The sequence below is a fragment of the Tessaracoccus massiliensis genome, from assembly GCF_000826065.2.
In the GTDB taxonomy this organism is placed as follows: domain Bacteria; phylum Actinomycetota; class Actinomycetes; order Propionibacteriales; family Propionibacteriaceae; genus Arachnia; species Arachnia massiliensis_A.
On sequence record NZ_LN623543.1, the window covers coordinates 848,817 to 866,616 of the forward strand.

Annotated in this window: 28 protein-coding genes; 2 read left to right on the forward strand and 26 right to left on the reverse strand. The window is 66.3% G+C overall.

Translation table 11 applies throughout. The features are described from left to right. Positions 1-37: 37 nt before the first annotated feature. The 10 genes from BN1186_RS14550 to rpmJ all read right to left on the reverse strand — a co-directional run bounded on the left by BN1186_RS14550 (position 38) and on the right by rpmJ (position 7,376). Positions 38-829, reverse strand: coding sequence for an ABC transporter ATP-binding protein (locus BN1186_RS14550; RefSeq protein WP_040284651.1), 792 nt, complete (start codon positions 827-829; stop codon positions 38-40). Next, on the reverse strand, positions 829-1,731 hold the full coding sequence (locus tag BN1186_RS14555; protein WP_040284652.1) for an ABC transporter permease: 903 nt from the start codon (positions 1,729-1,731) through the stop codon (positions 829-831). The genes BN1186_RS14550 and BN1186_RS14555 overlap by 1 nt, the downstream gene beginning before the upstream one ends. Before the next feature lie 8 nt (positions 1,732-1,739). After that, on the reverse strand, positions 1,740-2,705 hold the full coding sequence (locus BN1186_RS14560; RefSeq protein ID WP_040284653.1) for an ABC transporter substrate-binding protein: 966 nt from the start codon (positions 2,703-2,705) through the stop codon (positions 1,740-1,742). 76 nt (positions 2,706-2,781) lie between these two features. After that, a complete protein-coding gene (locus tag BN1186_RS14565) occupies positions 2,782-3,747 on the reverse strand; it encodes an ABC transporter substrate-binding protein (RefSeq protein WP_040284654.1) in 966 nt (321 codons plus the stop codon). 93 nt (positions 3,748-3,840) lie between these two features. Next, positions 3,841-4,428 (reverse strand): 50S ribosomal protein L17, encoded by a 588-nt coding sequence (gene rplQ, locus BN1186_RS14570; RefSeq protein ID WP_040284655.1) that lies wholly within the window; start codon positions 4,426-4,428, stop codon positions 3,841-3,843. Between the two features lie 34 nt (positions 4,429-4,462). After that, positions 4,463-5,485 carry a DNA-directed RNA polymerase subunit alpha gene (locus BN1186_RS14575; RefSeq protein ID WP_040284656.1) on the reverse strand — a complete coding sequence of 341 codons (1,023 nt, stop codon included), beginning with the start codon at positions 5,483-5,485 and terminating at the stop codon, positions 4,463-4,465. 122 nt (positions 5,486-5,607) lie between these two features. Further along, the gene (gene rpsD / locus BN1186_RS14580; RefSeq protein ID WP_040284657.1) at positions 5,608-6,213 is read right to left on the reverse strand and encodes a 30S ribosomal protein S4; all 606 of its coding nucleotides are present in this window, start codon (positions 6,211-6,213) and stop codon (positions 5,608-5,610) included. Positions 6,214-6,245: 32 nt separating this feature from the next. Continuing rightward, positions 6,246-6,647: a 30S ribosomal protein S11 gene (rpsK, locus tag BN1186_RS14585; protein ID WP_040284658.1), complete on the reverse strand. Its 402-nt coding sequence runs from the start codon at positions 6,645-6,647 to the stop codon at positions 6,246-6,248. 51 nt (positions 6,648-6,698) lie between these two features. Beyond that, the gene (gene rpsM, locus BN1186_RS14590) at positions 6,699-7,073 is read right to left on the reverse strand and encodes a 30S ribosomal protein S13 (RefSeq protein ID WP_040284659.1); all 375 of its coding nucleotides are present in this window, start codon (positions 7,071-7,073) and stop codon (positions 6,699-6,701) included. A gap of 189 nt (positions 7,074-7,262) precedes the next feature. After that, positions 7,263-7,376 (reverse strand): 50S ribosomal protein L36, encoded by a 114-nt coding sequence (gene rpmJ, locus BN1186_RS14595; RefSeq protein WP_002514836.1) that lies wholly within the window; start codon positions 7,374-7,376, stop codon positions 7,263-7,265. 168 nt (positions 7,377-7,544) lie between these two features. Here rpmJ and BN1186_RS14600 point away from each other — a divergent pair, with 168 nt between their 5' ends. Further along, positions 7,545-7,904: a thioesterase family protein gene (locus BN1186_RS14600; protein ID WP_281278485.1), complete on the forward strand. Its 360-nt coding sequence runs from the start codon at positions 7,545-7,547 to the stop codon at positions 7,902-7,904. A gap of 82 nt (positions 7,905-7,986) precedes the next feature. Here the strand turns inward: BN1186_RS14600 and infA are convergent, their stop codons facing one another. Further along, positions 7,987-8,208 (reverse strand): translation initiation factor IF-1, encoded by a 222-nt coding sequence (infA, locus tag BN1186_RS14605; protein ID WP_040284660.1) that lies wholly within the window; start codon positions 8,206-8,208, stop codon positions 7,987-7,989. 130 nt (positions 8,209-8,338) lie between these two features. Here infA and BN1186_RS14610 point away from each other — a divergent pair, with 130 nt between their 5' ends. Continuing rightward, positions 8,339-8,626, forward strand: coding sequence for a YciI family protein (locus BN1186_RS14610; RefSeq protein ID WP_040284661.1), 288 nt, complete (start codon positions 8,339-8,341; stop codon positions 8,624-8,626). A gap of 681 nt (positions 8,627-9,307) precedes the next feature. Here the strand turns inward: BN1186_RS14610 and BN1186_RS14615 are convergent. From BN1186_RS14615 to rplN, 15 genes are all read right to left on the reverse strand, one after another. Then, positions 9,308-10,066 (reverse strand): neutral zinc metallopeptidase, encoded by a 759-nt coding sequence (locus BN1186_RS14615; RefSeq protein ID WP_040284662.1) that lies wholly within the window; start codon positions 10,064-10,066, stop codon positions 9,308-9,310. A gap of 169 nt (positions 10,067-10,235) precedes the next feature. Continuing rightward, the gene (locus BN1186_RS14620; RefSeq protein WP_052460214.1) at positions 10,236-10,595 is read right to left on the reverse strand and encodes a DUF1707 SHOCT-like domain-containing protein; all 360 of its coding nucleotides are present in this window, start codon (positions 10,593-10,595) and stop codon (positions 10,236-10,238) included. 31 nt (positions 10,596-10,626) lie between these two features. Beyond that, on the reverse strand, positions 10,627-11,445 hold the full coding sequence (gene map / locus BN1186_RS14625; protein ID WP_074437050.1) for a type I methionyl aminopeptidase: 819 nt from the start codon (positions 11,443-11,445) through the stop codon (positions 10,627-10,629). After that, on the reverse strand, positions 11,442-12,029 hold the full coding sequence (locus BN1186_RS14630) for an adenylate kinase (protein ID WP_040284663.1): 588 nt from the start codon (positions 12,027-12,029) through the stop codon (positions 11,442-11,444). Before BN1186_RS14630 ends, map begins: the two co-directional genes overlap by 4 nt. Further along, positions 12,026-13,339: a preprotein translocase subunit SecY gene (gene secY / locus BN1186_RS14635; protein ID WP_040284664.1), complete on the reverse strand. Its 1,314-nt coding sequence runs from the start codon at positions 13,337-13,339 to the stop codon at positions 12,026-12,028. The genes BN1186_RS14630 and secY overlap by 4 nt, the downstream gene beginning before the upstream one ends. 183 nt (positions 13,340-13,522) lie before the next feature. Beyond that, positions 13,523-13,963: a 50S ribosomal protein L15 gene (gene rplO, locus BN1186_RS14640; RefSeq protein ID WP_040284961.1), complete on the reverse strand. Its 441-nt coding sequence runs from the start codon at positions 13,961-13,963 to the stop codon at positions 13,523-13,525. A 2-nt stretch (positions 13,964-13,965) separates the two neighbouring features. Beyond that, positions 13,966-14,148 (reverse strand): 50S ribosomal protein L30, encoded by a 183-nt coding sequence (gene rpmD / locus BN1186_RS14645; protein WP_040284665.1) that lies wholly within the window; start codon positions 14,146-14,148, stop codon positions 13,966-13,968. Continuing rightward, positions 14,148-14,759 (reverse strand): 30S ribosomal protein S5, encoded by a 612-nt coding sequence (gene rpsE, locus BN1186_RS14650; protein WP_040284666.1) that lies wholly within the window; start codon positions 14,757-14,759, stop codon positions 14,148-14,150. The genes rpmD and rpsE overlap by 1 nt, the downstream gene beginning before the upstream one ends. A 23-nt stretch (positions 14,760-14,782) precedes the next feature. After that, positions 14,783-15,166, reverse strand: a complete 384-nt coding sequence (gene rplR / locus BN1186_RS14655; RefSeq protein WP_040284667.1) for a 50S ribosomal protein L18 — start codon at positions 15,164-15,166, stop codon at positions 14,783-14,785. Between the two features lie 3 nt (positions 15,167-15,169). Then, positions 15,170-15,712 (reverse strand): 50S ribosomal protein L6, encoded by a 543-nt coding sequence (gene rplF, locus BN1186_RS14660; protein ID WP_040284668.1) that lies wholly within the window; start codon positions 15,710-15,712, stop codon positions 15,170-15,172. A gap of 27 nt (positions 15,713-15,739) precedes the next feature. Continuing rightward, positions 15,740-16,144, reverse strand: a complete 405-nt coding sequence (gene rpsH, locus BN1186_RS14665) for a 30S ribosomal protein S8 (RefSeq protein ID WP_040284669.1) — start codon at positions 16,142-16,144, stop codon at positions 15,740-15,742. A 73-nt stretch (positions 16,145-16,217) separates the two neighbouring features. Continuing rightward, positions 16,218-16,403, reverse strand: coding sequence for a type Z 30S ribosomal protein S14 (locus BN1186_RS14670; protein ID WP_040284670.1), 186 nt, complete (start codon positions 16,401-16,403; stop codon positions 16,218-16,220). 9 nt (positions 16,404-16,412) lie between these two features. After that, positions 16,413-17,042: a 50S ribosomal protein L5 gene (rplE, locus tag BN1186_RS14675; RefSeq protein WP_040284671.1), complete on the reverse strand. Its 630-nt coding sequence runs from the start codon at positions 17,040-17,042 to the stop codon at positions 16,413-16,415. Further along, positions 17,042-17,413, reverse strand: coding sequence for a 50S ribosomal protein L24 (gene rplX / locus BN1186_RS14680; RefSeq protein WP_040284672.1), 372 nt, complete (start codon positions 17,411-17,413; stop codon positions 17,042-17,044). The genes rplE and rplX overlap by 1 nt, the downstream gene beginning before the upstream one ends. Before the next feature lies 1 nt (position 17,414). Next, positions 17,415-17,783: a 50S ribosomal protein L14 gene (rplN, locus tag BN1186_RS14685; RefSeq protein ID WP_040284673.1), complete on the reverse strand. Its 369-nt coding sequence runs from the start codon at positions 17,781-17,783 to the stop codon at positions 17,415-17,417. Between the last annotated feature and the right edge of the window lie 17 nt (positions 17,784-17,800).

Consider the following 17,800-nt stretch of genomic DNA (forward strand, 5'->3'; position numbering starts at 1 on the left):
CACCGTAGTGGGTGCGCCTCGCCCCCGCCTGTCGGGCTCAGTCGAGCAGCGTGCGGTCCGCCAGTTGGGCGCCCTTGATCTTGGCGAACTCCTGCGTGAGTTGCTCCGCGGTGATGGTCTTCTTCGCCTCGTCGTCGACCTCGAGCACGATGCGTCCCTCGTGCATCATGATCAGCCGGTTGCCCAGTTCGATGGCCTGGTGCATGTTGTGCGTGACCATCAGGGTGGTGAGCTTCTGCCGTTGCACCACCTCGCCCGTGAGCCGGGTGATCAGTTCCGCGCGGGTGGGGTCAAGCGCCGCGGTGTGCTCGTCGAGCAGCAGGATGGCGGGCTGCGCGTAGGTGGCCATCAGCAGGCTCAGCGCCTGCCGCTGGCCGCCCGAGAGCATCCCGACGCGCATGTCCAGCCGGTCCTCCAGGCCGAGCTCGAGCGTGGCGAGCGCCTCCCGGTAGACCTCGCGTTTCGCGTTGGTCACCGCCATGCCCAGGCCGCGGGTCCTGCCGCGTTCGAAGGCGATGGCCAGGTTCTCCTCGATCGTCAGGTGCGGGGAGGTGCCGGCCATGGGGTCCTGGAACACGCGCGCAACCCAGGCGGCGCGCTTGTACTCGGGGGTGCGGCTGACGTCGCGGCCGTTGATGGTCACAGCGCCGCCGTCGAGCGGGTAGCGGCCCGAGATGACGTTGAGCATGGTGGACTTGCCGGCGCCGTTGGAGCCGATCACGGTGACGAAGTCACCCTCGCGCAGCGTGAGGTCGATGGCGTCGAGCGCCACCCGCTCGTTGACGGTGCCGGGGAAGAACCGTTTGGTGACGGAGTTGAGTTCAAGCATCAGACGACCCCTGCCTCTGCGGCCTGGCGGCGACGGCGCTGCCGACGTAGATTCTTGAGCGGTCCCCACTGCGGCAGCACCAGGGCCAGCACGACGAGCACGGCCGAGATGAGCTTCATGTCGTTGGGGCTGAAGCCGTTGTTGAGTGCCAGTTGGATCACCGCGCGGTAGATCACCGAGCCGAGTGCCGCGGCCAGGACGGCCTGCCACACTGCGGTCATGCCGAAGATCGCCTGGCCGACGATCACCGAGGCCAGGCCCGCCACGATCAGGCCGATACCCATCGAGATGTCCGCGAAACCCTGGAACTGCGCCACCAGCGCGCCGCAGAGAGCCACCATTCCGTTGGAGATCATGAGGCCCACGATCTTGGTGGTGCCGGTGTTGATGCCCTGCGAGCGGGCCATCAACTCGTTGTCGCCGGTCGCCCGCAGCGCCACGCCGTAGCTGGTGCCGAGGAACCAGTAGACGATCAGGCAGGCGATGGCGACCACGACGGTGAAGGCGGCCACCGAGTACCAGGTGCCGGTGAGGCCCTCACTCCTGGCCCAGCTGAACAGGGTGTCGGTGCGCAGCAGCGGCACGTTGGCCTTGTTGCCCATGATGCGCAGGTTGATGGAGTACAGCGCGATCTGGGTGAGGATGCCCGCAAGCAGGGGGTTGATGTTGCCCCACACGTGGAGCAGGCCGGTGATGGCGCCGGCGAGCATGCCGGCCACCATCCCCGCGATCATCGCGAGCCAGATCGGCACCCCGTTCACGAGCAGGATGGCCGTGGTGGCGGCCCCCGTCGTGAACGAGCCGTCCACCGTCAGGTCCGGGAAGTCCAGGACCCGGTAGGTGAGATACACGCCCAACGCCATGATGGCGTAGAGCAGACCGATCTCGAGCGCAATGATCATCTAGATCCTCAGAACTCCTTGGTGGCGCGGTCGATGACAGCCTGCGGCAGCTCAATGCCCTGCGCCGTGGCCGCGGCCTCGTTGACGAACAGGTCGAACTCCTTCTGCGTCTCCACAGGGATCTCGGAGGCCGGGGTGCCGTCGAGCATCTTCAGCAGCACCGCCGCGGCGTCCCTGCCCTGCTGGGTGTAGTTGACCGACAGGCCCGCGGAGGCGCCGCGCTCCATGGTCGACTCGTCGGAGGCGAAGACGGGCACCGACTTCTGCTCGGCCACCTGCACCAACGACTCGGCGGCCGAGACCACCGTGTTGTCCGTCGGCAGCAGGTAGGCGTCCACGTCGAGGGATTCGGCGGCCTGCTGCACCTCGGAGGAGTTGGTGACGGTGGCGGTCACGATCTCGATGCCACGGGATTCTGCGGCCTTCTCGGCCTCGGTCACCTGCACCTCGGAGTTCACCTCGCCGGAGGAGTAGACGATGCCGACGGTGGCCACGTCCGGCGCGACCTCCTTGATGAGGTCGAGCTGCGCCTCCATGGGGTTCATGTCGGAGACCCCGGTCACGTTGCCATCGGGCGCGTCCCAGGACTGCGTGAGGCCGGCTGCGACGGGGTCGGTCACCGCCCCGAACACGATGGGCCGGTCGGTGATGGCGTTGGCCAGCGCCTGCGCAGTGGGGGTCGCGATGGCGAGGAAGCCGTCGTAATCGGAACTGGCGAAGGTGTTGGCGATGTTGGTGATGGTCGACTGGTCCCCCTGAGCGTTCTGGAAGTCGATCTCGAGCTGCTCGCCTTCCGCGTAGCCGGCCTCGGCCATGGCCTCCTTGAAGCCGTCGGCCACGGCGTCGAGCGCCGGGTGGGACACGATGGTGGCGATGCCGATCTTGTGGGACCCGTCACCCTCGGCGGCGTCGCCGCCGCAGGCGGTCAGGGTGAGCGCGACGACGGCGCCGAGCGCAACCAGCTTGCGTAACATGTTTCTCCTTGCGCGAAGGGGTAGGTTCGGCTAAGCCTAGAGTTTCCGCGGCCCCTCCAGTGCCGCCGTCCACCAGTCAGTACGTGGTGGCTGCGCGATCGACGATCTCCTCAGGAATGGTCACACCCATCCGCTCCGCGGCGGCCGGGTTGATCACGGTCTCCAGCGACTCCTGCAGCTGCACCGGCGTCTCAGACGCCTCGGCGCCTTCGAGGATGCTGACGATCATCGTGGCCGTCTGCAGCCCCTGCGCCTTGTAGTCGGTCGACATCGCGGCCGCGGCGCCCCGCTCCACCGAATCCGGATCTGAGCTGACCAGCAGCGCCTGCTTCTGCTCGGCCACCTGGATCATGGATTCCATGGCTGCCACGACCGTGTTGTCCACGAGGGTGAAGTACGCGTCCACGTCCAGCGACTCGGCCGCCTGCTGCACCTCGGAGGTGTTCATGATGGTGGCCGTCTTGACCTCGACGCCCAGTTCCTTGCCCGCCTCGATCGCCTTCTCAGCCTGCACCTGCGCGTTGACCTCGGAGGCCGAGTACACGATGCCCACTGATTCGACGGACGGGTCGATCTCCAGGATGAGCTTCAACTGCTCGTCGGTGGGGAGTTGGTCACTGGTGCCGGTGACGTTGCCGCCCGGCATCTCCATCGAATCGACCAGGCCGGCGGCGACGGGATCGGTCACCGACGCAAACACGATGGGCTTGTCCTGCACCACCTGGGCCATGGCCTGCGCCGGCGGTGTGGCGATCGCCACGAAAAGATCGTGATCCGAGCCCGCGTAGGTGTTGGCGATGTTGGTGAGCGTGGCCTGATCACCGGCGGGGTTCTGGAACTCCAGGGTGAGGTTGTCCCCCTCGACGTAGCCGGCCTCCGCCAGGCCCTCCTTCACACCCTCCCAGATGAGATCCAGGGAAGGGTGGGACACGATGGTCACGCCGCCGATCGACACGTTGTCGGGGGCGGCCTCCTCGCCACCACCGCAGCCGGCGAGCAGCAGCGAGGCCGCGGCGGCCCCGGCCAGTAGACGTCGAAGCATGGTTGTCTCTCCTCTGTGTCGCCAGCAGAACTGGCGGAACTTAAGCGGTAACAAGAAAGAGGCCCCCTCAACGGGGGCCTCTTCCTCAGTGGATCACTTGGTCTGGTCGGTCTCCGCGGGAGCGACCGGCTCGTCAGCGGCTGCCTCCTCGGCGGCCGCGGTGGCCTCCTCGGCAGCGGCCTCTTCAGCCGGGATCTCCTCGACCGGAGCCTCGTCGACGACGGTCTCCTCCTCGACGACGGCCTCGTCAGCCTTCTCCTCGGCCTTGGCCGGCTTGGCCTCCGCCTTGGGCTCGGCCTTCTTCGACTTCGGCTTCGGGGAGACAGCCTCGGTCACCAGTTCGATCACGGCCATGGGGGCGTTGTCGCCCTTGCGGGGGCCGATCTTCGTGATGCGCGTGTAGCCACCGTCGCGACCCTCGAACGTGGGGGCGATCTCGGTGAACAGGCGGCCGACGACCTCGACGTCGGTGATCGACTGCAGGACCTGGCGACGGTTGTGCAGGTCGCCGCGCTTGGCCTTGCTGATCAGGCGCTCGGCCAGCGGCTGCAGGCGACGGGCGCGGGTCTCGGTCGTGGTGATGCGGCCGTGCTCGAAGAGCTGCGTGGCCAGGTTGCGCAGGATGTGGCGCTGGTGCGTGGGGCTACCGCCCAGACGGTTACCCTTGGTGGGCTTAGGCATTGGTCATTTCTCCAGTGTGAGTAGCGGTGGGCGGTCAGTACTGCTCGGTCTCGGCGAAGTCAGCGTCTTCGTCGTTGTCCTCGTCGTAACGCTCGATGGCCTGCATCGGGTCGAAGCCCGGGTGCGAGTCGCGCAGCGACAGGCCGAGGGTGGCGAGGGTGTCCTTGACTTCGTCGATGGACTTGCTGCCGAAATTGCGGATGTCGAGGAGGTCCTCTTCGCTGCGGGCCACGAGCTCACCCACGGTGTGGATGCCCTCGCGCTTGAGGCAGTTGTAGGAACGCACCGACAGTTCGAGATCCTCGACGGGCAGGTTCAGCGACTCGGCGATCTGCTCGTCGACGGGCGACGGGCCGATCTCGATGCCCTCAGCCTCGGCGTTGAGCTCGCGGGCCAGGCCGAAGAGCTCGACCAGCGTGGTGCCGGCGGAGGCGACGGCGTCACGCGGCGTCATCGACGGCTTGGTCTCGACGTCGACGATCAGGCGGTCGAAGTCGGTGCGCTGGGCGACACGGGTGGCCTCAACCTTGTAGGTGACCTTCAGCACCGGCGAGTAGATCGAATCCACCGGGATGCGACCGATCTCGGCATCGGGATCCTTGTTCAGCGCGGCGCTGACGTAGCCGCGGCCGCGCTCCACGACGAGCTCCATCTCGAGCTTGCCGTTGTCGTTGAGCGTGGCGATGTGGAGCTCCGGGTTGTGGATCTCCACACCGGCAGGCGGCTGGATGTCGCCCGCGGTGACGGAGCCGGCACCGGCCTTACGCAGGTACATGACGACGGGCTCGTCCTCCTCAGAGGAGAGCACGAGGCCCTTGAGGTTGAGGATGATCTCGGTGACGTCCTCGACGACGCCCTCCACGGTGGAGAACTCGTGCTGGTTACCCTCGATCTTGATGCTGGTGACCGAGGCGCCCGGAATGGACGACAGCAGGGTGCGACGCAGCGAGTTGCCGAGCGTGTAGCCGAAGCCGGGCTCGAGCGGCTCGATGACGAACCGTGAACGGTGGTCCGAGACGACCTCTTCCGAGAGGACCGGACGCTGTGCGATGAGCATGTGCTTTCCTTCCCGCGCCGACCGCTATATGAGGGCGCGATAAGTGCTGGGACCCGACCGTCGGGCCCAGCGCCCCGCCAGGAACCCTGGCGGGGCGAGGGTGGGGCCGAAGCCCCGACGGATCACTTCGAGTAGAGCTCGACGATCATCTGCTCCTGGACGTCGATCACGATCTGCTCGCGGACGGGGAGCTGGTGCACGAGGATGCGCATCCGGTTGGGACGGGCCTCGAGCCATGCGGGCACCGTGCGCTCGCCGTGGGTCTCACGGGCGATGACGAACGGGGTCATGTTCAGCGACTTCTCAGCCACGTCGATGATGTCCTTGGCGCGGACGCGGTAGGACGGGATGTTGACGCGCTGGCCGTTGACGAGGAAGTGGCCGTGCACGACGAGCTGACGGGCCTGGCGACGCGTGCTGGCGAAACCAGCGCGGTACACGACGTTGTCGAGACGCGACTCGAGCAGTTGCAGCAGACGGTCACCGGTCTTGCCGGGGTGACGGTCAGCCTCTTCGTAGTAGCGGCGGAACTGCTTCTCAAGCACGCCGTAGGCGTAACGCGCCTTCTGCTTCTCACGCAGCTGCAGCGAGTACTCGGAATCCTTCGTACGACCGCGGCCGTGCTGACCCGGAGGGTACGGGCGACGCTCGAAGGCCTTGTCGTTGCCGACGAGGTCCGTCCCGAGGCGACGGGACTTCTTGGTGATGGGGCCTGTGTAACGAGCCATGATGTGTTAGTCCTTTTCTCTCTCGGGCCGGATCAGACGCGACGGCGCTTGGGCGGGCGGCAGCCGTTGTGCGGCACCGGGGTCACGTCCGAAATGGCGCCGACCTCGAGGCCGACGGCACCGAGCGAGCGGATGGCGGTCTCACGGCCGGAGCCGGGGCCCTTGACGAACACGTCGACGCGCTTCATGCCGTGCTCCATGGCGCGGCGACCAGCGGCCTCGGCGGCCATCTGAGCGGCGAACGGGGTCGACTTACGAGAGCCCTTGAAGCCGACAGTGCCGGCGGAGGCCCAGGAGATCACAGCGCCCGTGGGGTCCGTGATCGAGATGATGGTGTTGTTGAAGGTGCTCTTGATGTGCGCCTGGCCGGCGAGCACATTCTTCTTTTCCTTGCGGCGGCCCTTGGCGCCGGGCTTGCGGCTTGCAGTAGCCATAAGTTCTTTCAGTCTCCTTGATGTCCTGAGAGGAGGCGAGCGACCCGGGGGTCAGCGTGCCTTCTTCTTGCCGGCGACGGCCTTCTTCTTGCCCTTGCGGGTACGGGCATTGGTGCGGGTGCGCTGACCACGAACCGGGAGGCCTGCACGGTGGCGGCGGCCCTGGTAGTTACCGATCTCCACCTTGCGGCGGATGTCGGCGGCGGTGCTACGACGGAGGTCACCCTCGATCTCGTAGTTGCCTTCGATGTGGTCGCGCAGCGCGACGAGCTGGTCGTCGGTGAGCTGGTGGACGCGGAGATCGCCGCTGACTCCAGTCGCGGCGAGGGTTTCGGCGGCGCGGGTACGGCCGACGCCGAAGATGTAGGTGAGTGCGACCTCAAGGCGCTTTTCGCGCGGCAGGTCGACACCAACGAGGCGTGCCATCAGGCGGTGTCCTTTCATAGGCGAAGGTGTGGGCGTGACGCATCCCCGCCGCCTATGGCGCTGCATTCAGCACCGACGGGGCCTTGGCCTTCGTCCAAGGGTGGTCGATCCCCGGAGGGATCTAGCCATCACGTTGTTTCAGTTGTCAGGCGGAACCGGGCAGTTGCCTTCGTCCGCGGTGCTCTGTGATCAGCCCTGGCGCTGCTTGTGGCGCGGGTTGTCGCAGATCACCATCACACGACCGTGCCGGCGAATGACCTTGCACTTGTCGCAGATCTTCTTGACGCTCGGCTGAACCTTCATTCGAGCAACCTTTTCAATCGGCGACTGGGAGCGCAGGGGCGCGCCCAATCTTGTGGTGGATGAGCGGAAGTTGACCGGCCACGGGCACGCAGGCGTGCGAGGGCGTAGTCGACCGAGGGTCAAGATTACGCGACGCGGTCGCGTAAGGCAAAACAGCGGCGCCGGCTGCTGCGGGCCGGCATGTGGCAGAAGATCTCCGAGCGGGGTTGGTACCCCGTGGTGGCGGGACAGACGATCACGTACCGCAAGTCGCTTCAGCCCTTCCAGAAGTTCGATCTGTACACCCGCCTCGTCGGCTACGACGGCCCCTGGGTCTATGTGGAGCAGACATTCTGCGTCGGCGAGACGGTCTATGCGCACGCCGTGGTGCGGGCACGCTTCCTCAAGCGCACAGGCGGCACCGTCGACGCGGCTGACGTGGCCGCGCTGTCGGGAGAGGACCACAACGGCGAGATCCCCCAGTGGATGAGGGACTGGACCGTCGCCACCAAGCCGGTGCGCGACTACCGTCCCGACAACGTCGTGTGAGCCTGCGGGCAACAAGAAAGGCGCCGCCGGTCCGGGAGGACCGGGCGACGCCCGTGCGTGGCGCGGCACTGAGCCGCGGAACTCACTTGTGTCGGTAGACGATGCGTCCGCGGGTCAGGTCGTACGGGGACAACTCCACCACGACGCGGTCCGACGGCAGGATGCGGATGTAGTGCTGGCGCATCTTGCCGCTGATGGTGGTCAGAACCTTGTGGCCGTTGGCCAGTTCCACGCGGAACATCGCGTTGGGAAGTGCCTCGACCACGGTGCCCTCGAGTTCGAGTGCTCCTTCTTTCTTCGCCATAAACTCTCTTCTGTTCGCCACCGGGCGCTCTGAGCGCGCGCCGGATGATACATGCAATCGTCAAGTTTACGCCCACTTGACCCACACACCAAACGCCGGGGCCCAGTGGACCCGGCGTTAGGGTGGTGCCATGGCCTATTTCGCAGTCCAGTACACCTACGCAGACGACACCGCCGCTCTCGACCGGGTCCGTCCGCAGCACCGCGCGTTCCTGAGCGTGCTCGCCGCTGGCCCCCTCGTGGCGAGCGGGCCGTACGTCGGGGCCGAGCGGCCCAGCGCCCTGCTGCTCCTCAAGGCGGAATCCGCCGCCGAGGTCATCGAGGCCCTCGACGCCGACCCGTTCTGGGAAGTCGGCCTCATCGCCGAGCGCCGCGTCGAGGAGTGGAACCCGCTCATCGGCATCTTCGCCGGCCCCTGAGCGTCCGCCTGCGAGCTTGCGAGCCAGCGGACGGCAAAGGGCCCCGCATCCGGTTCCTGAGCGTGCCCCGCGAGGAACGAGCCGGTCACGACGAAGGGCCCCGCAGCCGATCTGACACCTGATCCACATCCGGGTGTCCTCCGCCGAGACTGGGGGAAGAAGGACACGAGTGTTACCCATACGCATCGTCGGCGACAATCGGCTGCCACGTCCCGGCGTGGCCTCGAAACTCGCGTCCTTCATCCCCCACCTCGGCTTCAACGCCTCTGCTGGTCGGGGCTTACTGCCGACACCGTTGCTGATGTTGTTGCCGGAGCCCTCGGCGTCGGGGTGCGTGCCGGACGGTCGCCGTTGCCGGGCAACTAGGGACCCGAGTACGGGTTGGTGCCGGAGAAGCACTTGCATCCCCCGACCCCGGCCACTCCTTCACCTCTCGCGCTGGTTGAGCCTGCGGTCACGGTCATGTCACGCTGCGGACGCCCTTCGTCGTGGCCCGGCTCCTTCGTCGCGGGGGGCATGCTCAGGGACCAGAGCAACCGCAGCCGAACTGACACCTGAACCACCGCGAGCTGGATCAAGTGAAGGGTTTGGTACCGACTACGGTACGAAACCCTTCAGCTGGGACCGGAGCACGGCTCCAACCGCGGTAGCTCGAGTACCGAGCGGTGGTGATGCCGACGTTCAGGCGACCTCGCTCGCCGGGACGACCCAGGTGTTGCAGTCGTTCATCGTGGTGGCGTAGAGACCCCGGAGTCCCCAGCGGAACAGCGACACGCGTGAGCCGTGGACGCCGTCGGCCTGCATCGTCTCCAGCCTCTGAACCCAGGCGTCGTACTCGGCCTCGCCGAACCGCAGCGCCGCGTTGCGGTAGGTCATGGCGGCGGACCAGCAGGTGGCCTGAAGCTCCGCACGCCGCTCCAGTTCCGCGGTGTGCGGCATCCGAAGCTTCGACTGCGTGATGCCGGAGAGGTGCTGCAGGTGGTGGCCGTACTCGTGGTTGACCATCTCGTTGACAGAGAGGTCCCACAGGCGCGCCATGGCGTAGTGCCGGGCCCCGAAGTGCACGCTGCCCTCCCCTGCCGAGCAGTAGAACGCGGGCGCCTCGAGGTAGCCGCACGCGCTGTCATCTCCCGTACCTGCGAAGAAGTGGACCGGCGGCGCGGTGGTGGACCATCCGAGCCGCTGGAAGGTGGGCGCCCAGGCGCGGTGCACGCAGTACCACTGGTCCCGCACGGCGGCCTCCCACTGCGCCTCGGTGTCGGGAACTGACGGGGCGGCACATTCGTCCAGACTCGGTGGCGGCTGGGCGTAGAGCGCGCCGACCTGCGCGCCGTAGCGCTCAGAGGCGGGGTCCGGGAGCGGCAGCGGCGCCCAACTGCGCTCGGGCAGCCTCCACTCCCCCGGGCCGGCCTCCGGAGGCGGGGCGGCGACGGTCTCCACTGGCGGACTCGCTGGGTTATCCGCTCCGCCGGACATTGCGGTGAACCCGATCCCGGCGGCCAACGCCAGGGCACCGGCTGCCGTCATCACCGCCCACGGGAACCGGCGTTTCGCACGTCGCGGCCGCACCCGCGGGGAGGAGGCAACAGGCACGGCGAACTCCGCGACCTCAGAAGATGAGGATCAGCAGGATGGCCAGGGCCGCCAGCAGCGAGACGCCCACCGCCCCGACCATCACGGCCGCGGGGACCAGGCTGCGCGACTGGGTGAGCTCCCCGGCTGGCGGGCCGCCCTGCTCCACGATCGCAGGCACGTTGGTGGCCGCCGCGGGCAACTTCTCCATGACGGGTACCAGATCCCCCAGCGTGCGCGCGTCGTAGACGATGTCCATGGCCGCGGCGTACTCGTCGTGGGTGAGCCGGCCGTCGGCGAACGCGTCGTTGAGGCGCTGCGTGATGGAGGCGCGCTCCGTCTCGTCCACGAGATCGGCTGAACGCTGGAGGTACTTCGAGCTGGGTGGCAGCGGCATGGAAACCATCATAGGCCGCAGCAAGGGCTGATCAGTCGGACAGCGGGCCGAACAGATCCCCGAGCCGGGACGCGCCACCGTCGTGTTCGGTGAGCACCCAGATGCCCTTCTCCGTCAGAGCCACCGTGTTCTCCCAGTGGGAGCCGTTGGAACCGTCGCGGCTGACGACGGTCCATTCGTCGTCGAGTTCGAGGGTCTGATGGGTGCCCGTGGTGAGCATCGGTTCGATGGCCAACGCCATCCCGACGGCCAGCCTGGGCGTGGGGCGGCGGCGGTGCCAGTTCGGCACGTCCGGTTCCATGTGCATCTCGGAGCCGATGCCGTGCCCGGTGTATTCACGCAGCGTCCCGTAGCGAACGGGCAGCGACTTCACGTAGCCCTCGATCGCCTTGGAGACGTCGCCTACCCGGCCGCCGTCGCGCATGGCGCGCGCGCCGGCCCAGAACGCCTCCCGGGTCGCGTCGATGAGCGCCTCGTCCTGCGGCGAACCTTCGCCGACGATGACGGTGCGGGCAGCGTCGCCGTGCCAGCCCTCCAGGATCGCCCCGAAGTCGATGGAGACCACGTCGCCCTCCTCGAGGACGCGCTCGCCGGGGATGCCGTGGACCAGTTCGTTGTTGGTGGAGATGCAGGCCACGCCCGGGAACGGCGCCCCGTAGTCGGCCCCGTAACCGAGGAAGGAGGACTGCGCGCCATGCGCTGCCAACACCTCACGGCCGACGGCGTCGACCTGTCCGGTGGTGGCCCCGGGCCGGACCGCGGCGATCATGGCATCGAGGCCCTCAGCCACGACGAGCCCGGCGCGGCGCATCAGCCGCAGTTCGTCGGCGGACTTGATCTCGATGCTCACCGCTGCGGCTTGGCCTTGATGTGGTCGTCGAGCTGACCGAACATCCGCTGGCGCACCTCATCGACGGTCCCGGTGCCCTCGATGTCGACGAGGAGGCCCTTGGACTCGTAGTGGAACAGCAGCGGCGCGGTCTGGCCGGCGTAGACCTCCATGCGGCGGCGGATGGTGTCCGCGTTGTCGTCCGCACGGCCTTCCTTCGCCGCGCGGGACAGGAGCCGCTCCACCAGCGCCTCAGGTTCGACGTGCAGCGAGACGACGGCGTCGAGCTGCGTGCCCTGATCTGCCAGGTAGCGATCTAGGAAGTACACCTGGTGCATGGTGCGCGGGAAGCCGTCCAGGAGGAAGCCCGGCTCGCAGTCAGGCTCCGCCAGCCGGTTGGCGACGATCTCCTCAGTCACATCGTCGGGGACGTACTCCCCGGCGTCGATGATCTCCTTGACCTTGATCCCCAACGGCGTCTGGTTCTTGATGTTGAACCGGAAAATGTCGCCGGTTGAGATCGCAGGTACCCCGTAACGCTCGGCCAGCGCCGTCGCCTGCGTGCCTTTGCCGGCACCGGGGGCCCCCATGATCAGCAGCTTCACCGCAGGAAGCCCTCGTAGTTGCGCTGCTGGAGCTGGGACTCGATCTTCTTGACCGTGTCGAGGCCGACGCCGACGATGATGAGGATCGAGGTGCCGCCGAACGGGAAGTTCTGCTGAGCGCCGACAGCCATGAACGCGATCGTCGGGATCAGCGCGATGGTGGCCAGGTACAGCGAGCCGGGCGCGGTCAGGCGCGACAGCACGTAGGCCAGGTAACGCTCTGTGGGCTTGCCGGCGCGGATGCCGGGGATGAAGCCGCCGTACTTCTTCATGTTGTCCGAGACGTCTTCGGGGTTGAAGGTGATGGACACGTAGAAGTAGCAGAACGCCACGATGAGGATGAACTGGACCACGTTGTAGGACCAGGAGAACATGCCCGTGCCGGCGAAGTTGGCCTGGATCCACTGCGACGCCGCGCTCTCGGGCCGGAACGTCGCCCACAGCACCGGCAGGTACAGGATCGACGAGGCGAAGATCACGGGGATGACGCCGGACTGGTTGACCTTCAGCGGGATGTAGGTGGTGGAGCCGCCCACCAGGCGACGACCGACCATGCGCTTGGCGTACTGCACGGGGATGCGGCGCTGACCCTGCTCCACCCAGATGATGCCGAGCATGACGAGCAGGCCGATCGCGATGACCAGGAAGAACAGGATCCAGCCCGTGGCGCCGGGGTGCGACAGCTTGATGGACCACAGCGCCGTGGGGAAGCTGGCGATGATCTGGGTGAAGATCATAATCGACATACCGTTGCCGACGCCGCGTTCGGTGATCAGCTCACCCATCCACATGATGATGCCGGTGCCCGCCGTCATCACCATGACCATGGTGACCAGCGGGAAGAGTTCCTGCGAGTAGAGGATGCCGTCACAACCGGGCAGCAGCTGGCCGGTGCGGGCGAGGGTGACGAACGCCGTCGCGTTGAGCACGGCGAGCACCAGGGTGAGGTAGCGCGTGTACTCGGTGATCTTGGCGGTGCCGGAGGCGCCCTCCTTCTTGAGGGCCTCCAGCCGCGGGATCACGACGGTGAGCAGCTGGAAGATGATCGATGCGGTGATGTAGGGCATGATGCCCAGCGCGAAGATCGTCAGCTGCAGCAGTGCGCCACCCGAGAACAGGTTGATGATGTTGTAGATGCCGGCCGAGGGGCCCGCCGTGGCGATCGCCAGACACTCATCGATGCGTGCCATGTTGACGTTCGGGGAAGGGATCGAGGATCCCAGACGGAACACGGCAATGATGCCCAGCGTGAACAGGAGCTTCTTGCGAAGATCCGGTGTCCTCAACGCGTTAGCCAAGGCGGAGATCATCCGACCCTACTTTCCAGGTAGCAAGTACGTATCCGCCGTGCTTCGGAACACGGCAACCAGGGCAGCCTATCAAGGTGACCGTCCCGGCAGAAACTGACTCTCAGTGAGAGTGAGCGTGATGGTGACAACGGGGTGGCCCCGGTGATACCGGAGCCACCCCGCGATCGTGTTGTGTCAGACCGATCAGAGTTCGGTCACGGAGCCGCCGGCGCCCTCGAGCTTCTCCTTGGCGGAGTTCGAGAACGCGTGGGCCGACACCTTCAGGGCGACGGCAACGTCACCGTTGCCGAGCACCTTGACCAGCTTGCCTGCGCGCACCGCGCCGGCCGCGACCAGCTCGTCGACGCCCACTTCGCCGCCCTCAGGGAAGAGCTCGGCGAGGCGGCCGACATTGACGACCTGGTACTCGACACGGAACGGGTTCTTGAAGCCCTTGAGCTTGGGGAGGCGCATGTGCAGAGGCATCTGGCCACCCTCGAAGTTCGCGGGCACATTCTTACGCGCGCCGGTTCCCTTGGTGCCGCGACCCGCGGTCTTACCCTTGGAGCCCTCACCACGGCCAACACGGGTCTTAGCCGTCTTGGCGCCGGGGGCGGGCTGCAGATGATGCAGTTTGAGCGCCATCTTCACTTCACCTCTTCCACGGTGACCAGGTGGGCCACGGTACGGATCATGCCCATAACCTCGGGACGATCCTCCCGCACCACCGAAGCACCGATGCGCTTGAGTCCGAGCGTACGCAGCGTGTCGCGCTGGTACTGCTTACCGCCGGCCGAAGACTTGACCTGCGTGATCTTGAGCTCTGCCATCAGGAAGCCACCTCCTCCTTGGTCTCGCGCGCAGCACGGAGGAGAGCCGCCGGGACGACATCCTCAACCGGCAGGCCGCGGCGCTTGGCCACGTCTTCCGGCTGCTCGAGCTGCTTGAGCGCGACCACGGTGGAGTGGACGACGTTAATGGCGTTCGGCGAGCCGAGCGACTTGGCGAGCACGTCGTGCACGCCGGCGCACTCGAGCACCGCGCGGACGGAGCCACCGGCGATGACACCGGTACCAGGCGAAGCGGGGCGCAGCAGCACGACGCCGCCGGCCTTCTCGCCCTGCACCGGGTGCGGGATGGTGCGCTGGATCAGCGGCACGCGGAAGAAGTTCTTCTTGGCCTCTTCAACGCCCTTGGCGATGGCGGCCGGAACCTCCTTCGCCTTGCCGTAACCGACACCGACCATGCCCTCGCCGTCGCCGACGACGACCAGTGCGGTGAAGCTGAAGCGACGACCGCCCTGGACGACCTTGGCGACACGGTTGATCGCCACGACCTTCTCGAGGTACTTGTTCTCTTCCTTGGAAGCCTGCTGGCCACGACGATCGTCACGGCCACGACGCTCCCCGTGAGCGCCGCGGCGCTGCTGGGTTTCACTCATCGTGTTTCCCTATCCTTTCGTCGTTAGAAGCCGAGACCGGCCTCGCGGGCGGCATCGGCCAGAGCCGCGATCCGCCCGTGGTACTTGTTACCGGCGCGGTCGAACACGACGTTCTCAACGCCGGCGGCCTTGGCGCGCTCGGCGATGAGGGAGCCGACCTTGCGGGCCTTCTCGGACTTGTCCGCCTCGACGGCGCGCAGATCGGCTTCCATGGTGGAGGCCGAAGCGAGCGTCTTGCCGGCCCGGTCGTCGATCACCTGAACGAACAGGTGACGCGCGGAGCGGGTCACGACCATGCGGGGGCGCTCGGCCGAACCGCTGATCTTCTTACGGGCACGCAGCTGGCGACGGGCACGCGAAGCGCTCTTCGCGGCCAGCGTCTTGTTGGTCCTGATCGAAATAGCCATGGACTACTTACCAGCCTTTCCAGCCTTGCGGCGGACGTGCTCGCCCGCGTAGCGGACGCCCTTGCCCTTGTAGGGCTCGGGCTTGCGGAGCTTGCGGATGTTGGCCGCAGTCTCCCCGACGACCTGCTTGTCGATACCCTTGATCGTGAGCTTCGTGGGGGTTTCGACCACGAACTCAATGCCTTCGGGGGCATCGATGATCACCGGGTGCGAGAAGCCGAGCGCGAACTCGAGCTGCTTGGGACCCTTGGAGATCACGCGGTAACCCACGCCGACGATCTCGAGCTTCTTCTCGTAGCCCTCGGTCACACCGATGATCATGTTGTTGACCAGGGTGCGGGTCAGGCCGTGGAGGGAGCGGGATTCGCGCTCGTCGTTGGGACGGGCGACCTCGAGCTGGCCCTCATCGTTCTTGTCAATCGTCAGCGGTTCGGCGACGGTCAGCGACAGTGAGCCCTTGGGCCCCTTGACGTCGACCTGGCGGCCGTCGAGCTTGACGTCGACACCGGACGGGATGGTGATGGGCATCCTGCCAATACGCGACATATCAGTTTCTCCTCTTCCTTCGCCCGGTCACCAGACGTAGGCGAGAACTTCGCCGCCGATGGACTTGGCCTTGGCGTCGCGGTCGGTCAGCAGACCCTGCGACGTCGAGATGATGGCGATACCCAGGCCACCGAGGACCTTGGGCAGCTCCGTGGACTTCGCGTAGACGCGGAGGCCCGGCTTGCTCACGCGCTTGAGCCCCGCGATGGAGCGCTCACGGGAGTCGCCGTACTTCAGCGTCACCTTGAGAACCTTGCCCACCTGGCCGTCGACCTCGGTGAGTTCGTAATCTGTGATGTAACCGTTCTTCTTGAGGATCTCGGCGATACCCACCTTGATCTTCGACGACGGCATGGACGTGGAGTCCTGGTACGCCTGGTTGGCGTTACGCAGACGCGTCAGCATGTCTGCGATCGGATCAGTCATCGTCATGACTATTGCCTCTTTCTCACACCGGTTTCCGGATTCCCGGACCTGGTGTTAGTTGTGTGGAGTGTGGGTCTCGTCACCAGGACGACTTGGTCACGCCCGGGAGCTGGCCGGCGTGGGCCATCTCGCGCAGGCAGACACGGCACAGACCGAACTTGCGGTAGACCGACTTCGGCCGGCCGCACTTCTGGCAGCGGGTGTAGGCGCGGACCGCGAACTTGGGCTTGCGGGCCGCCTTGACCTTGAGTGCTGTCTTAGCCATTTATCTCACTCACTTCTTCTTCTTGGCGTAGAACGCAGGTCCGCGCTTGGCCTTCTGCTTCTTCGGGTCGTCCTTCGCCTTGAAGGGGAAGCCCAGGTGCTTGAGCAGCGAGCGGCCCTCTTCATCGTTGGTGGCCGACGTCACAAACGTGATGTCCATGCCACGGACGCGGTCGATCTTGTCCTGGTCGATCTCGAGGAACATGACCTGCTCGGACAGACCGAAGGTGTAGTTGCCGTTGCCGTCGAACTGGTTGGCGTTGAGGCCACGGAAGTCACGGATACGGGGCAGAGCCAGGGTCAGCAGGCGGTCGGCGAACTCCCACATGCGGTCACCGCGGAGGGTGACGTGGGCACCGATCGGCATGCCTTCACGCAGCTTGAACTGGGCGATCGACTTGCGGGCCTTGGTGACGGTGGGCTTCTGGCCGGTGATCAGAGTGAGGTCGCGCAGCGCGCCTTCGATGATCTTCGAGTCGCGGGCAGCCTCACCCACACCCATGTTCACCACGATCTTGACCAGACCGGGGATCTGCATGACGTTGCCGTAGCCGAACTCCTCCTGGAGCGCGGGCACGATCTGCTCGCGGTACTTCGACTTCAGACGCGGCATGGTCTTGGTTTCAGCGGTGGCGGTCATCAGATTTCCTCCCCCGTCTTGCGGGCGATGCGCACGGAGCGCTCGGCCTTGTACTCGGAACCATCGGGGCGACGCTTGGTGACCTCGACGCGCTTGTAACCCACACGCGTGACGACCTCCTCGCCGTCGACCTTCACCACGAGCGAGACGTTGCTCACGTGGATGGGGGCCTCGACGTTGATGATGCCGCCTTCAACCTTGCGGCCGGTGGCGGTCTGGGACTCGCGACGGTGCTTCTTCACGAGGTTGACGCCCTGCACGGTGACGCGCTGGTTGGCCGGATCGACGGCGATGACCTCAGAGGTGACGCCCTTGTCCTTGCCGGACAGGACGCGCACGCGGTCACCCTTCTTGACGTGGAGCGATGCCATGTCAGATCACCTCCGGGGCGAGCGAGATGATGCGCATGAACCTCTTGTCACGCAGCTCACGGGCCACGGGGCCGAAGATGCGGGTGCCGCGGGGTTCCCCGTTGGCGTTGAGGATGACAGCGGCGTTCTCATCGAACTTGATGTAGGAACCGTCGGGACGACGGCGTTCCTTCTTCGTGCGGACGACGACGGCCTTGACCACGTCGCCCTTCTTGACGTTGCCGCCAGGGATCGCGTCCTTGACGGTGGCGACGATCGTGTCGCCGAGGAATGCATAGCGACGTCCGGAACCGCCGAGCACACGGATGCAGAGGATTTCCTTCGCACCAGTGTTGTCGGCGATCTTCAGCCGCGACTCCTGCTGGATCATTACTTCTCCTTGCTCCA